This is a genomic window from Paraburkholderia sp. C35, assembly GCF_003121405.1.
GTDB lineage: Bacteria > Pseudomonadota > Gammaproteobacteria > Burkholderiales > Burkholderiaceae > Paraburkholderia.
The window spans coordinates 47,811-60,209 of sequence record NZ_QBUY01000029.1 but is presented as its reverse complement, the minus strand read 5'-3'; the positions used below and the strand labels follow the sequence as shown (position 1 = coordinate 60,209).

The 12,399-nt window shown below is 63.3% G+C and carries 15 protein-coding genes; 8 read left to right on the top strand and 7 right to left on the bottom strand.

From position 1 onward, the window contains the following. The first annotated feature begins 134 nt into the window (after positions 1-134). Positions 135-455, top strand: a complete 321-nt coding sequence (locus tag DK391_RS19220) for a DUF4148 domain-containing protein (protein WP_109479557.1) — start codon at positions 135-137, stop codon at positions 453-455. A 174-nt stretch (positions 456-629) separates the two neighbouring features. On the opposite strand, the gene DK391_RS19215 is transcribed toward DK391_RS19220, so the two are convergent. Next, positions 630-1,388: a DUF2968 domain-containing protein gene (locus DK391_RS19215; RefSeq protein WP_239482883.1), complete on the bottom strand. Its 759-nt coding sequence runs from the start codon at positions 1,386-1,388 to the stop codon at positions 630-632. 55 nt (positions 1,389-1,443) lie between these two features. Beyond that, a complete protein-coding gene (locus DK391_RS19210; RefSeq protein WP_109479555.1) occupies positions 1,444-1,764 on the bottom strand; it encodes a hypothetical protein in 321 nt (106 codons plus the stop codon). Positions 1,765-2,004: 240 nt separating this feature from the next. On the opposite strand from DK391_RS19210, the gene DK391_RS19205 reads away from it, so the two are divergent. The 3 genes from DK391_RS19205 (at position 2,005) to DK391_RS19195 (ending at position 3,833) form a co-directional block, all read left to right on the top strand. Further along, positions 2,005-2,316: a cupin domain-containing protein gene (locus DK391_RS19205; protein WP_109479554.1), complete on the top strand. Its 312-nt coding sequence runs from the start codon at positions 2,005-2,007 to the stop codon at positions 2,314-2,316. Between the two features lie 269 nt (positions 2,317-2,585). Then, a complete protein-coding gene (locus DK391_RS19200) occupies positions 2,586-3,332 on the top strand; it encodes a peptidoglycan DD-metalloendopeptidase family protein (protein WP_109479553.1) in 747 nt (248 codons plus the stop codon). A 228-nt stretch (positions 3,333-3,560) separates the two neighbouring features. Then, the gene (locus DK391_RS19195; protein WP_109479582.1) at positions 3,561-3,833 is read left to right on the top strand and encodes a hypothetical protein; all 273 of its coding nucleotides are present in this window, start codon (positions 3,561-3,563) and stop codon (positions 3,831-3,833) included. A gap of 237 nt (positions 3,834-4,070) precedes the next feature. Here the strand turns inward: DK391_RS19195 and DK391_RS19190 are convergent, their stop codons facing one another. Further along, a complete protein-coding gene (locus DK391_RS19190) occupies positions 4,071-5,714 on the bottom strand; it encodes an NRAMP family divalent metal transporter (RefSeq protein ID WP_109479552.1) in 1,644 nt (547 codons plus the stop codon). 42 nt (positions 5,715-5,756) lie between these two features. Beyond that, positions 5,757-5,918 carry a hypothetical protein gene (locus DK391_RS44350; RefSeq protein WP_162600855.1) on the bottom strand — a complete coding sequence of 54 codons (162 nt, stop codon included), beginning with the start codon at positions 5,916-5,918 and terminating at the stop codon, positions 5,757-5,759. A 782-nt stretch (positions 5,919-6,700) separates the two neighbouring features. Between DK391_RS44350 and DK391_RS19185 the strand changes: the two genes are divergently transcribed. The 4 genes from DK391_RS19185 to DK391_RS19170 all read left to right on the top strand — a co-directional run bounded on the left by DK391_RS19185 (position 6,701) and on the right by DK391_RS19170 (position 10,430). Then, positions 6,701-8,623 carry a potassium transporter Kup gene (locus DK391_RS19185; RefSeq protein ID WP_109479551.1) on the top strand — a complete coding sequence of 641 codons (1,923 nt, stop codon included), beginning with the start codon at positions 6,701-6,703 and terminating at the stop codon, positions 8,621-8,623. A gap of 87 nt (positions 8,624-8,710) precedes the next feature. Further along, complete coding sequence (gene nthA / locus DK391_RS19180; RefSeq protein ID WP_109479550.1) at positions 8,711-9,379, top strand: nitrile hydratase subunit alpha; 669 nt, start codon at positions 8,711-8,713, stop codon at positions 9,377-9,379. Then, positions 9,376-10,038: a nitrile hydratase subunit beta gene (nthB, locus tag DK391_RS19175; RefSeq protein ID WP_109479549.1), complete on the top strand. Its 663-nt coding sequence runs from the start codon at positions 9,376-9,378 to the stop codon at positions 10,036-10,038. The genes nthA and nthB overlap by 4 nt, the downstream gene beginning before the upstream one ends. Beyond that, a complete protein-coding gene (locus tag DK391_RS19170) occupies positions 10,035-10,430 on the top strand; it encodes a nitrile hydratase accessory protein (protein ID WP_204117395.1) in 396 nt (131 codons plus the stop codon). Before nthB ends, DK391_RS19170 begins: the two co-directional genes overlap by 4 nt. Positions 10,431-10,451: 21 nt before the next feature. Here DK391_RS19170 and DK391_RS44905 read toward each other — a convergent pair whose 3' ends face one another. The 3 genes from DK391_RS44905 to DK391_RS19160 all read right to left on the bottom strand — a co-directional run bounded on the left by DK391_RS44905 (position 10,452) and on the right by DK391_RS19160 (position 12,321). After that, positions 10,452-10,598 carry a hypothetical protein gene (locus DK391_RS44905; RefSeq protein WP_204117394.1) on the bottom strand — a complete coding sequence of 49 codons (147 nt, stop codon included), beginning with the start codon at positions 10,596-10,598 and terminating at the stop codon, positions 10,452-10,454. A gap of 165 nt (positions 10,599-10,763) precedes the next feature. Beyond that, entirely contained in the window at positions 10,764-11,474 is a 711-nt protein-coding gene (locus DK391_RS19165) for a PIG-L family deacetylase (protein WP_109479548.1), read from the bottom strand. Between the two features lie 259 nt (positions 11,475-11,733). After that, on the bottom strand, positions 11,734-12,321 hold the full coding sequence (locus tag DK391_RS19160; protein ID WP_109479547.1) for a nucleotidyltransferase family protein: 588 nt from the start codon (positions 12,319-12,321) through the stop codon (positions 11,734-11,736). Between the last annotated feature and the right edge of the window lie 78 nt (positions 12,322-12,399).

Below are 12,399 nucleotides of genomic sequence, written 5' to 3'. Positions count from 1 at the left end.
ATTATTTCAGTTTGTGCAACATAGTTTAACCAGATCAGGGATTTCCCTAGGACGTTTCCTTCCATAAACTTGCATCAACGCTGACGGACACGGTGTCCGAAGCGAATCAAAAAACAAGTTCTCGGAGGTTGTTCATGAAAGCCCTGATTTCCGCAGTCGTTCTCGCTGCCACTATCGCCGCTCCCGTTGCATCGTTTGCACAATCGAACCAGCAGCCGCTGACGCGCGCTGAAGTGCGCGCAGATCTCGTGCGCCTCGAAAAGGCTGGCTACGATCCGCTGAGCGACCGTCAGACGTACCCGAAGAACATCCAGGCCGCTGAAGCGCGCGTGCAGGCACAAAATGTCGCGCAAGCAGACACGACGGGCTATGGCGTTCAAACGAACGGCACGTCGCAGGCAGGCCGCTCGCTGGCCGATGAAAAGGGTCCGCGTTCGGTGTTCTTCGGCAACTAAGCCTGAGTCGACGTCGACGTAAGAAAGCTGCATAAGCCGGTCAGGGTCCGCGAGCCCGGATCGGCCGAAGTAAAAAACGCCGTACAGGTAAAACCTGTACGGCGTTTTGCATTTTCCGGCACGCAGCGCGGCGAATGCGCCCACGCTTCATGCTGAAACATCCCGCGCGACGTCTCAACGCGGCATATGCGGAATCCCTTCGTTATTCGCGACGTTCAACTGATGCACCTGCCGGTGCACCTTGTTCAGTTGCGCTTGCGCAGCGGTGCGTTGCGATTCCAGTAGCGCGAGATCCTTGCGTAACTGATGCTGGCGGCTCGCCATGCTCTGATTCTGTTCGGCCGTGCGTTGCATGCCTTGACGCAACCGTTCGGCTTGCGCTTCCGATTCGTCGATCATCCGCTTCAACTGCTCATTCTGCGCTTCGAGTTGCAGGCGACGGGTTTCACCATCAGACAGCCGGGTAGCCTGTTCCTGCATGTGATGAAACAGTTGCTTTGCCGTGTTCAGGTCGCTCGTGCTCAACACGCGCCACAGCCGGTCTTCCTGAAATAGTGCGGCATAGTATTTCAGTTCTTTCGCATAAAACAGCAGGCTCACCGAATAGTCAAAAGTGCGAAATGTGTGAAATGTTGTCAGTTCGTTGCGCTCGCTCATGCGTTCTACATCGGCTGCATCTGCGAGTTGCACGGCGCGGCCATTGGGTGCCGAAGCCGTGACCTGCACGGCATGCAGTGGCGTGACAGGGCGCGACGGTGGACTGACGGGACTGACGTTCGGCGGCTCCATGGTTGTGCCCACATCGCTTTCGCTCGCGGACACATCGTCGATCTGTGCAGGTTCGGATTGCCTGGTGCCGGGCGGCGGAAAATGGAAGTGCGCAGCGGCGCCATTGCCGACAGCCGCGCGGCGCATGTTCAATAGATTTTTCACGATCGATCCTCGGTAGGCGGCCGGGAAGCCATACCTGGTCAGGGTTGCCGGCGCGTTAGTGCAACGTGCGTTGCCCACGCGCGATATCGTCGAATAGCGCACGGCTCGGTTCCAGTGCGAAGAGCCACGACTGGTCATAGTCGCTGAGCGCTTCGAGCGCCTGGCGCAACTGCTCGAGCGCGACCACGGGAATTTCGACACTGGCTTCCACTCCGCTTGAAAGACGGCTCACGCTGGCCAGTTGCACGAGAGCGTCGGCGGCCTCGGCCACATCGACGGCGAAGACGAGATGCGCGTTGAGCAGATCGACGAGTGCAGGGGACGCGGTCATCTCGTCGACATTCAACTGCACGGCAACAAACAACGCTTTGTTCATGGGACCTCCTCGTTAGACGGTAACGCTGAAGTGGAATGAACCGTCTCGCCGCGCATCGGCTTGCGAGTATGCGCATGCAATCTGAACGCAGCAAGTTTCAGTATAGGCGAGCACTCCAGCTATGCAATGGCCCGCGAGCCGCATAAAACGGACTTCTCCGGGCAGGGGAGCAAGACGCGTGCATGATCTTGAGCGCCACTATAATGAGCGGTCCAACAACGATCGTTGCGCAAGGCCGCCATGAAAATCGTCCGCAGCAGCACGTTCACGGCAGAGCGTCCATGGGGTGCGCTCGATATTGCCAGCATGAACGGCATCACCACGCGTCTTCACTGGACCGACCAGCCGTACAGGTGGCATGTCAACGATGGCGAGGAAGTGTTCGCTGTGCTCGACGGACGTGTCGAGATGCGTTATCGCGAAGCAGGCATCGAGCATTCGGTTGTGCTCGAGACAGGCGACGTGTTCCATGCGTCGGCTGGCACCGAGCACGTGGCACATCCAATCGGCGAAGCGCGCATTCTCGTGATCGAATCGGAAGGCAGTGTGTGACGCATGCTTCTGCTGATGCCGTGAATTTGATTGGGATTGCAGAAGGAAATTGCGATAGATCAATGCGCCGGCAAGCAATCGCTGTGCGTCGGATTTGACAAATTTGACATATCGAGTCTGCGTCGAATGCCTGTCACGAACGTCATTTTTCCGTCCGGCGTTCGAGGCATAATATTTGCACTGCATATCCCGCTACACGTTCGAACGACAGTCGGCTGGGCCACAATAAGGCTGAGCCACTGTCCCTTACCGCGTCGAGGGCCACAAAAATGACAGTAAAACGGCAATACGTCGTCACGCAGGCTTTGATCTCGCTCACCGTCGTGAGCATGCTTGGCGCGTGCACCACGTATCCGTGGGAAACGCCACCACCCCCATCGCCCACCTACCGGACGTCGGGCGGCGCGGCCGCCAATGGCGTGCCGGCCGGCTTCTACCGGGTGAATCCCGGCGATACGCTGCAAAGCGTTGCCGGCGCGTACGGCCAGCGGGCACAGGACATCGCCGCCTGGAACGGCCTGACGCTGGCCTCGCCCGTCGCGCCCGGCCAGTTGCTGCGCGTCGGGCCGCCGCCCACGTACGCGCAAACCACCCCTGTGCCGACGCCGGCACCCACCACCACGCCCGTTCAGCCGACGCCCGTCGCGCCGGCGCAGGTGACGCTCGCCTGGCCGCTGCGCGGCCCGATTCTGAAGCCCTACGTGGCAGGCAAGTCGAAGGGCATCGTGATCGGCGGACGTCCGGGCGATCCCGTGCGGGCGGCCGCGACGGGGCGGGTGGTCTATGCGGGGACGGGCATCGAGGCCTACGGGCCGCTCGTCATCATCAAGCATGACGACACGCTGATCACGGCCTATGGCCAGAACAGCCGCCTGCTCGTGCAGGAAGGCGACGCCGTCACGCAAGGTCAGCCGATCGGCGAAGTGGGCGTGGACAACAACGGCGTCGGGTCGATCCAGTTCGAAGTGCGCAAGGACGGCAAGCCGGGCGATCCGCTCGGGTATCTGCCGCGCTGAGCCTGACAGTCCGTCCGCCCACTTCGGCAACGGGCGGACGGTCGCTTCGGAAGCGCGCCAACACTCCGACCGCCGACAGTTGGGCCGCAGCGCTCAGTCGGTCTCTCCAGCATGGATGAAAAGCCCGTGGCAACGGGCTTTGCCGCTTTTGGCATGGTGCGTGCAGCACGATGCGCGAGCGCGGCAAAGCTCGCGCTCGCCATCCTTTACCGTTGCTGGAGACGCATCATGACTCATCTGCTTGTGAAAGACCTGTCGAAGGTCGACGAACTCGACCATCAAACGGCGCGAACCGTGCGCGGCGGCATTCTCATCGTCAGCCGGCCGACGGAGCCGAGCCCGTGGCCCAAGCTTCCGGGTATGCCGTCGATGCCCTGGCCGCCCATTCTTGCGCCCATGCCGCCCGTGCATGCCGGCGGTGGTTGCGCAGGCGGAGGCAGCGGGCCGGTGATCACGCCGTATCACGCCAGCGCGCCGTTCGATCCCGCGCTGCTGCAATGATCCGCCGATTGCCCATGAAAAAAGCGAGCCATGCTGCATGGCTCGCTTCGTCATAGGGATCAGGCGGAGAAGGCCGACCCGCGTCCCATCAACCGCAATGCGGCGCACCTGGCGTGCGCTGTGACTCTGCATTGCGCCGGCAGTTATCTGCACCGCGGATCGACCGCCGCTACTGTGGCACAACGATCCACGCCAAGGTATCAGGATTCTTCGAAAGTAACGTGCGACTGTTCCGATTCACATCAACGCCATCTGCACGACCTTGACGACCACCAGCGCGACGGCCACCACCAGATAGCCACGCAGCGCACCCATCCAGACACGGCGCGACAGCGTCATCGTAGGCTTTTGCAGGGTGTCGATCGGCGGCATGCGCCATGTTGCGCGCTCGGTCTTGCTAATGACGGGCGCATGATCGGCGGCTTGCGTGCCGCGCATTCTGCGCAGCGCCGTCATCGCGACGAACCCGACCACGGCGAGCAGTGTGCCGCCCGCGAGAATCTCGATGATCGCGTGCCCGCTGATGTCGGGATAGACCACGGATGCCGTCAGCACCACTGACAGCAGCACCAGCGCCCACACCACAGCACCCGTGAACAGGTTCAGTCCTTTCGAGTTGACCCATGGCCCGAGCACTGCACGGTCGTTGCACAGCAGAAGCAGGAACACGGTGGCGCTCGGCAGCAGCACGCCAGCGAGCGTTTGCACCGCTTCCGTCAGCAGGCCGAGCGGGCTGCCCGGAATCAGCACGAGTCCGGCAGCCGCCGCGACGATGCCGAAGTACACGAGATAGAAACCCTTCGCATCGGCGACACCGCGATGCAGCGAGTGACGGATCTTGAACACATCACCAATCGCATAAGCCGTGGATAGCGACACAGCCGCCGCGCCGATGATGCACGCGTCGATCAGCGCAATCGCGAACAGCACGGCAGGCGTGCGGCCCGCATACTTTTCGAGGCCGGCGATCACGCCGCCTGCATCGGTGAACTGGCCGAACTCCGGCTTGCCGCCGAACAGTGCCGCGCTGAACGAAATCATCGCGATCGCGCCGATCAGCACGAACACGATGCCGATCCACAGGTCCGCCTTTTCGTACTTCATGAAGCGCGGCGTGATGCGCTTGTCGATCACATAGCTCTGCTGGAAGAACAGCTGCCATGGCGCAACCGTGGTGCCGACAATGCCGATCACCAGCAGCATCACGTCGGAGAGCTTCGCGTGCGCGGGCCATGCGGGCATGAACAGATGGTGCGCCATCTGCGAGACGGGTGGATGGATCGTCACGAGCACGGGCACCAGCAACAGGCTCAGCAGACACAGCACGATCGCAAAACGCTCGAAGCGTTTGAAGTCGCCGGTGCTGACTGCCGCCATTGTCAATGCAGCTGCGATGCACACGCCCGCCACCTTCGATACCCCGAAGAAGTCGAGCACAAACGTAATCCCGATGAACTCGGTGACGATAGTCAGCGCATTGAGGATGAACAGATCGACGACGCTAAACGCGCCCCAGAACTTGCCGAAGCGTTCGAAGATCAGACGCGCGTGACCGACGCCCGTCACGGCGCCCAGTCGCAGCACCATTTCCTGATTGACGTACAGCACGGGCACGAGCAGCAGCAGCGTCCACAGCAGCGTGGTGCCGTAGTTCTGCCCCGCTTGTGTGTAGGTGCCGAACGCGCCCGCGTCGTTATCGCCGACCATCACGATGAGGCCGGGCCCGACGATCGCGAGCAGGGTGCGCAGACGCGCGCCCCAACTGTTGCGCGGAGCCGTGTCGTGATGCGCGATGGTGCCGAGCGCGCCGCGGATATCGCCGACATGCGCATCGTCGAGAACAGCGGTGCGGGTCGGTAGTGCTTGTGGTGGCGTTGCCATTGTTATTCTCCCTTGAACGGATATAGGTCGAATGATTTCCGTTTATGCAGCCCGCCGCTTTTTCAGCAGCGTGGCGATGCGGTCCAGCTTGTGAATGAACATCGCGAGCCGGTCGCGGCGTTCGTATTTCAGCGAAAGAAACGCGTCATAGTGCGCGCGCGCTTCGCGGGTTTGCGGCAGGGTCGAAAGAAGCAGGCAGTACATATCGGTTCTCCGGCACGAGGCTCGTGCTTGCGAGGCGGCAGGCGCCGGAGGATCGATGGAATCGAAAGCGGTCGGCTGCCTGCCTCAATGTGTTGAAGGCATATCGGTTTGCAAGGGATAACTGTCACTGTCAGGCATGGCGGCTCCCGGTTCATTGATAAAACGCATCGCGGTTTGCGAAATGCACGCGGTTGAAGGTTGTGATGCTGGACAGGCCGAACGTTCACCGCGCGAGGCGCAAGCACGCGTGCGCAAACGCAGTCACGCGGAGTGATACGAAGCCGTCCAGGACCAAAGCACAGCAAAAGCTGAACAGGAACGGCTGCGAATCACGCGCGAACGCGTTGCGCCGGGTGCAGAACCCAAAAGCGCGAAACAGGATGCACGAGGGATGGAACTACGACGCGCACCGTCTGCCTGCTGGCAAGACGGCGGCTAGATGAGGAAGGCGCAGACGTCTTGCCGGTCAGGCGGCGAAACTGTTCGAAAACGTACTACTGCAACTGTCCAAGGCAACGCCCCTCAAATTCAAGATAAGAGAATTTTATGCCCGCGCGCAAAGCCGAGTCAATGCACTTTCTTAAGCAGAACCGAAATATGCGGTGAAGCGCACACCGGCTGTCGCATGAAGTTCACACAACTCGCTGCGTTTTTCGCGAGGCCGTTTCTATACTGGGATCAGCCGCAAGCAAAACGGACCAGACTCGCAATAGGTCCGACCATTCATCCGGCTTTCGGATCGCTCAATAGCAGCTAACGATGAGGCGATCAAAGGAGGAGACATGAGCCTGTCAGCCACGCACCCCGGCGCTGGCGCGATCGGCGCGCCCGCACCGCACAAGCCTGCGCTTCGTACGCTGGCGCTTGCCGCGTTAGGCGTCGTCTATGGCGATATCGGCACGAGTCCGCTGTACACCCTGCAAACCGTCTTCGATCAGCGAAGCGGCCTGCCTCTTACGCCGCTGAATGTGATCGGCATCGTCTCGCTGATCTTCTGGTCGCTCACCATCGTCGTGTCGCTCAAGTATGTGGCGCTGATCCTGCGCGCGAACAATCACGGCGAAGGCGGCATCATGGCGCTGCTCGCGCTGGCTGCGTCGTCGGTGGCGGACCGGCCGCGCCTGCGTCACGCGCTGCTGATCGTCGGCGTGATGGGCGCGGCGCTCTTCTATGGCGACAGCATCATCACGCCGGCCATCTCCGTGCTCAGCGCGGTCGAAGGACTGGAGGTTGCCGCGCCGTTCCTGAAGACCTGTGTGATACCCGTGACGCTCGCCGCGCTGGTCACGCTGTTCGTCATGCAGAAGCACGGCACGTCGGGCATCGGCGCCGTGTTCGGGCCGGTGATGGTGGTGTGGTTCGTCATACTGGCCGTGGTCGGCGTGACGAACGTGATCTCCGCGCCCGCGATACTCGCCGCGCTCGATCCGCTGGCGGGCCTCGCGTTCTGCCTGCGTCACGAATGGCTGGCGTTCGTCGCGCTCGGTGCCGTGGTGTTGTCGCTGACGGGCGCCGAGGCTCTCTATGCCGACATGGGCCACTTCGGCGCACGGCCGATCCGCATCACCTGGTTCGGCCTCGTGTTTCCCGCGCTCGCGTTGAATTATCTGGGGCAGGGCGCGCTGCTGATCGCGCAGCCCAGCGCGTTGCAAAATCCGTTCTACCTGCTGTTCCCGCAATGGGCGCTGTATCCGATGATCGTGCTCGCGACCGTCGCGACCGTGATCGCATCGCAAGCCGTCATTTCCGGCACGTACTCGATGACCAAGCAGGCGATGCAACTGGGCTTCCTGCCGCGCATGAACGTCGTCTACACGTCGGAGAAAGAGATCGGCCAGATCTACGTGCCCGGCATCAACTGGACGCTGCTCATCGCGGTGGTGGCCGCCGTGCTCGGCTTCGGTTCGTCGACGGCGCTGGGTTCCGCGTACGGCATCGCCGTGACGGGCACGATGCTGATCACCACCTTGCTGACGTTCTTTGTCGTGCGCTATGCATGGCATTACAACTGGGCGCTCTGCGTGTTCGCGACGGCGTTCTTCTTCGTGATCGACGCGACGTTCTTCTCGGCGAACCTGTTGAAGATCGTCGATGGCGGCTGGTTCCCGCTGATCATCGGCTTCGTGATGTTCACGATCATGGCGACATGGGGACGCGGCGGCGAGATCATGCGCGCCCAGGCGCGCGCGCACGCGGGCACGATGCCGCTCAAGACGTATCTGCAGAAGTTGCTGGCGCGTCAGCCCGCGCGCGTGCCGGGTACGGCGATCTTTCTCACGCCGAGTCCTGACGGTGTGCCGCATGCGCTCGTCAACAACCTGATGCATAACCACGTGCTGCACACGCGCGTCGTGTTCCTGACCGTGAACAACGACGAAATACCGTGGGTCGCCGAGAGCGATCGCGTCCGTCTGCGCACGGTTTGCGAAGGCTGTTATCAGGTGACGGTCCGTTACGGCTTCAAGGACGAGGTCAATCTGCCGAGAGCACTCGAAGCCGCCAGGCCGCTGGGTCTCGATTTCGATCCTTGCGAAGCGTCGTATTTCCTGAGCCGCGCGACCGTCGTGCCGACGCCGGGCGCAGGCATGGCGATGTGGCGCGAGCGGCTGTTCGCGGTGATGCTGCATAACGTGGGCAATGTGGCGGCGTACTTCAAGCTGCCTGCCAACCGGGTGATCGAAGTGGGCGCGCGAGTCGAGATATGACGCAGCGGATGCATCGCGCATGTGTTTGCATCCGGCAATTTGCCCGACGATACTGCGTGAGTGTTGCATTCTTCAGGCGGAACGCAGATGAGCCACGACGCTTCACACGAGCATGAACACGATCACGACCATGACCACGAAGGCAGTGTGCTGCCCGAGATGGATCTGCGCGTGCGCGCGCTCGAATCGCTGCTGATCGAAAAAGGCTACGTCGAACCGAAGGCGCTCGATGTGCTGATGGACACGTACGAACACAAGGTCGGGCCGCGCAATGGCGCGCGCGTGGTCGCGAAGGCTTGGCGCGATGCCGCGTTCCGGCAATGGCTGCTCGACGATGCGACGGCGGCGATTGCATCGCTTGGGTTCACGGGGCGGCAGGGCGAGCACATGGTCGCGCTGGAGAACACGCCGGGCGTGCACAACATGGTCGTGTGCACGCTCTGTTCGTGCTATCCGTGGCCCGTGCTCGGCTTGCCGCCCATCTGGTACAAGTCGGCGCCGTACCGCTCGCGCGCGGTGATCGATCCGCGTGGCGTGCTTGCCGAGTTCGGTGTTGCGTTGCCCGACGGCACGGAAATCCGCGTGTGGGATTCGACGGCAGAGGTGCGCTATCTGGTGCTGCCGATGCGTCCTGCCAACACGGAAGCACTCGGCGAAGACGAACTCGCCGTTCTCGTCACGCGCGATTCGATGATCGGCACGGGACTCGCGCTTGCCCCCAACACGCCAGGCTCTGCGAGCGGAGGCCAGCCATGAACGGCGCACAAGACCTTGGCGGCATGCAGTCGTTCGGCCCGATCGCGCCGGAAACCGATGAGCCGTATTTCCACGCAGGCTGGGAACGTCATGCGCTCGCGCTGACGATCGCGATGGGTGCGACGGGTAAATGGAATATCGACATGTCGCGGGCCGCGCGCGAGAGCCTGCCGCCTGCGCAGTATCTGTCGAGCAGCTACTACCAGATCTGGTTCGCGGGCCTCTGCAAGCTGCTGATCGACGCGGGACTCGCGACGTCCGATGAAATCGACAGCGGCATGTCGCGGCATGCCGCAGCGCCGGTGCCGCGCGTGCTGGCCGCCGATCAGGTCAATCCGATGCTGTTTCGCGGCAGCCCGGCCTCGCGGCCTGCGCCGCATCCTGCGCGCTTCGTCGTTGGCGACGCGGTGCGCACGTTGACGCTCAATCCGCCGACCCACACGCGTCTGCCGCGCTATTGCCGCGGCAAGCGCGGCCAGATCGTCGCGGTGCACGGCGCGCACGTGTTCCCCGATTCGAACGCGCTGGGGCGCGGCGAAGACCCCCGCTGGCTTTACACGGTGCGCTTCGATGCCGCTGAGTTGTGGGGCAAGGACACGACGGCGTCGTCGGTGTGCGTCGATTGCTGGGAGCCGTATCTCGAAGCGGAGGCGGCATGAGCGAGCCTGTGTCCGCGCATGGAAGGAGTGCGTCGTCCGACGTGTCGCGCGAATTGCTCGACGCCTTGCCCGGCTTGCCGCGCGACAACGCCGGGCCGGTGTTCGCCGCGCCCTGGCAGGCGGCGGCTTTCGCGATGACGCTCGCGCTGCACGCGCGCGGTGTGTTCAGCTGGCAGGAATGGGCCGCGACGCTGGCGGCTGCAATCCGCGATGCACAGGCGCAGGGCGATCCCGATCACGGCGACACCTACTACGCACACTGGTTAACGGCGCTCGAGCGTATCGCAACAGCCAAAGGTTGCGTCACGCGCGAGGGGTTGACCGAGCGCAAGCACGCATGGGACGCGGCGGCGCGCCGCACGCCGCACGGCCAGCCCATCGAGCTGGACTGAGCGCGCCGCTCTGGCGCGCTGTCACCGCATCACAGGGTCTTTGTCGGGCGGGCCTTCGGGCCGCTGCGGCTCGTCGTTGTGATGACCCGGCGACGGCGGCGTGAGCGGATCGCCTTCGGGATCGCGCGTCGGATCGGCGAGTGGATCGGGAATCGGACTGGTGTGCATGGTGTGACCTCGTGGCGATGTCGCGGCTTGGGCAACCGGCGGTGGACGCGTTCGCGCTGCTCTCGCTCTTGCGGCAGGGATGCGGCGCGTCCTGCTTTCATTAGCGTAGGCGATGACCGCGAAGACTGCTGGCTCTGCGTTGCGTCGTATCGTGTCCGCGCCGTGTCAATGCCGCGCCTTGCGCTGCCGGTCGACGCTCAGCCGCCAGTAGCGCTCGGCGGCATAGACGTCGTCGTAGCCGTGCGGGCCGAAGGCGCGCAACTGGCTCGTATACGCGGACACGGCTTCGCGCTTGAGCAGCGCCTGGCGCTCGCGGTCGAGCGCGTGATCGGCCGACGGGCTGGCGGGTGTTGCGACGATGCCGCGCCCGGCCAGATCGACGAGCCGTTGCTGCACCAGTCCCGGCATCGGCCGATAGATCGCTTCCTCGTACGCGAACCATTCGAGATGCGACATGCGCGGCAGGATTTCGCAGCACGCTTCGAACACGCGGCCGTGATCGTCGTGGAAGAGACCGAGCGGCATCAGCAGCGTGTTCGCCGTCGAGCCGTAGATGGCTTCCTCGAGCGCGGCGGCGAGCTTCGCAATGGACGGCGAATCGCTGTATTGCGCGTCGCGGAACGGCAGGCGCACGGGGATCGCATCGAGCACGGCGAGCGCGTTGTTGTCTTCGAGCGTGCGCGCGTGGATCGATTCGAAGGCGCTCGCGAAGCCCGCCTTGCTGTCCCATACGGTGTGCATGTCCTGAGCGGGCGGCGCGGCGAACACGGTGCAGACAGCGGCATCGGGGTGAGCGGCGAGCAGCGCGCCGCAGCCGAACACGGCGTCGTCGAAGTGAGGCGAGACGATGAAAAGACGCGGACTGGTTTCGCTCATGTGATCCTGGCTGAATGCGGATTGAGACGTCCGGCGGCATGCTGCGTAGGTTTTGCGCGCACGGTGTCGGCGCGCGGCATCGTGGACAGCTTAGACCAACCGTGCGATGCGCGCTCGCGGGTTCTCGCGGCGCAGCAGCGCGCAAGTGGCGTGCCTGGGCGTGGGTTGGTATGGATCGGCACGCCTCGGCACGCACGACACAACTCGCTTTGCTGATTCAAGCGCGCGGATATGTCAAAGATGTGAGCGGATGCGGTAACTAGAGCTTGCGCAGATCGTCGGGTGTATCGACGTCCCTCAGGACGCCGGGATCGTCGACATCGATACGCTTGACGGGATGCGCCGCGAACAGCGCGCGAGCACCCGTGTCGCCGTCGAGCGCGAGCAACGCATCGTGATGTTCGATGCCGAAGCCGACCGGATGGCCGCGCTGGCCCTCGTAATACGGCGCGACGATCTGGCCGCCGTCGTCCACGGCGCGGGCAATCGCTTCGATGGTTGGCGTGGCGATCCGGGGCATGTCGGCGAGCGCGACAATCCAGCCGTCGGCGTCGTCGCTGGCTTCGATGCCGGCGGCGAGGCTTGCACCCATGCCGCGTTCAGCGTCGGCGGAGAAGATAACGTGGCAGCCGGCGTCATTGAGTACGCGGGCGAGCAGTTCGGAGCCGGGGCGCACGATGGCGATCACGTGAGGAACCACCAGCAGCAGCCGATGCGCGGATTCGTACGCGACGGGCGTGCCGTCGGGGAGACGGGCGAGCAGTTTATTGTGGATGCCTTCCGGGTCGAAGCGCGATCCGTAGCCGGCGGCGAGCAGCACGCCGGTTGCGAAAGAGGCGTATGCCATGGGCGGCATCCAGAAGGTGGGGGGTGAGGTTCATTGTGCGGTGCAACTGGGGCGAGGGGCAAGGTTTTTTGGTTTTTT

Excerpts from the sequence above, each read along its gene's own strand:
- DK391_RS19190 (WP_109479552.1), bottom strand. The coding sequence starts at position 5,714 with ATGGCAACGCCACCACAAGCACTACCGACCCGCACCGCTGTTCTCGAC.
- DK391_RS19200 (WP_109479553.1), top strand. The coding sequence starts at position 2,586 with ATGACAGTAAAACGGCAATACGTCGTCACGCAGGCTTTGATCTCGCTC.
- nthA (WP_109479550.1), top strand. The coding sequence starts at position 8,711 with ATGAGCCACGACGCTTCACACGAGCATGAACACGATCACGACCATGAC.
- DK391_RS44905 (WP_204117394.1), bottom strand. The coding sequence starts at position 10,598 with ATGCACACCAGTCCGATTCCCGATCCACTCGCCGATCCGACGCGCGAT.
- DK391_RS19220 (WP_109479557.1), top strand. The coding sequence starts at position 135 with ATGAAAGCCCTGATTTCCGCAGTCGTTCTCGCTGCCACTATCGCCGCT.
- DK391_RS44350 (WP_162600855.1), bottom strand. The coding sequence starts at position 5,918 with ATGTACTGCCTGCTTCTTTCGACCCTGCCGCAAACCCGCGAAGCGCGC.
- DK391_RS19165 (WP_109479548.1), bottom strand. The coding sequence starts at position 11,474 with ATGAGCGAAACCAGTCCGCGTCTTTTCATCGTCTCGCCTCACTTCGAC.
- DK391_RS19170 (WP_204117395.1), top strand. The coding sequence starts at position 10,035 with ATGAGCGAGCCTGTGTCCGCGCATGGAAGGAGTGCGTCGTCCGACGTG.
- nthB (WP_109479549.1), top strand. The coding sequence starts at position 9,376 with ATGAACGGCGCACAAGACCTTGGCGGCATGCAGTCGTTCGGCCCGATC.
- DK391_RS19210 (WP_109479555.1), bottom strand. The coding sequence starts at position 1,764 with ATGAACAAAGCGTTGTTTGTTGCCGTGCAGTTGAATGTCGACGAGATG.
- DK391_RS19195 (WP_109479582.1), top strand. The coding sequence starts at position 3,561 with ATGACTCATCTGCTTGTGAAAGACCTGTCGAAGGTCGACGAACTCGAC.
- DK391_RS19205 (WP_109479554.1), top strand. The coding sequence starts at position 2,005 with ATGAAAATCGTCCGCAGCAGCACGTTCACGGCAGAGCGTCCATGGGGT.
- DK391_RS19185 (WP_109479551.1), top strand. The coding sequence starts at position 6,701 with ATGAGCCTGTCAGCCACGCACCCCGGCGCTGGCGCGATCGGCGCGCCC.
- DK391_RS19160 (WP_109479547.1), bottom strand. The coding sequence starts at position 12,321 with ATGGCATACGCCTCTTTCGCAACCGGCGTGCTGCTCGCCGCCGGCTAC.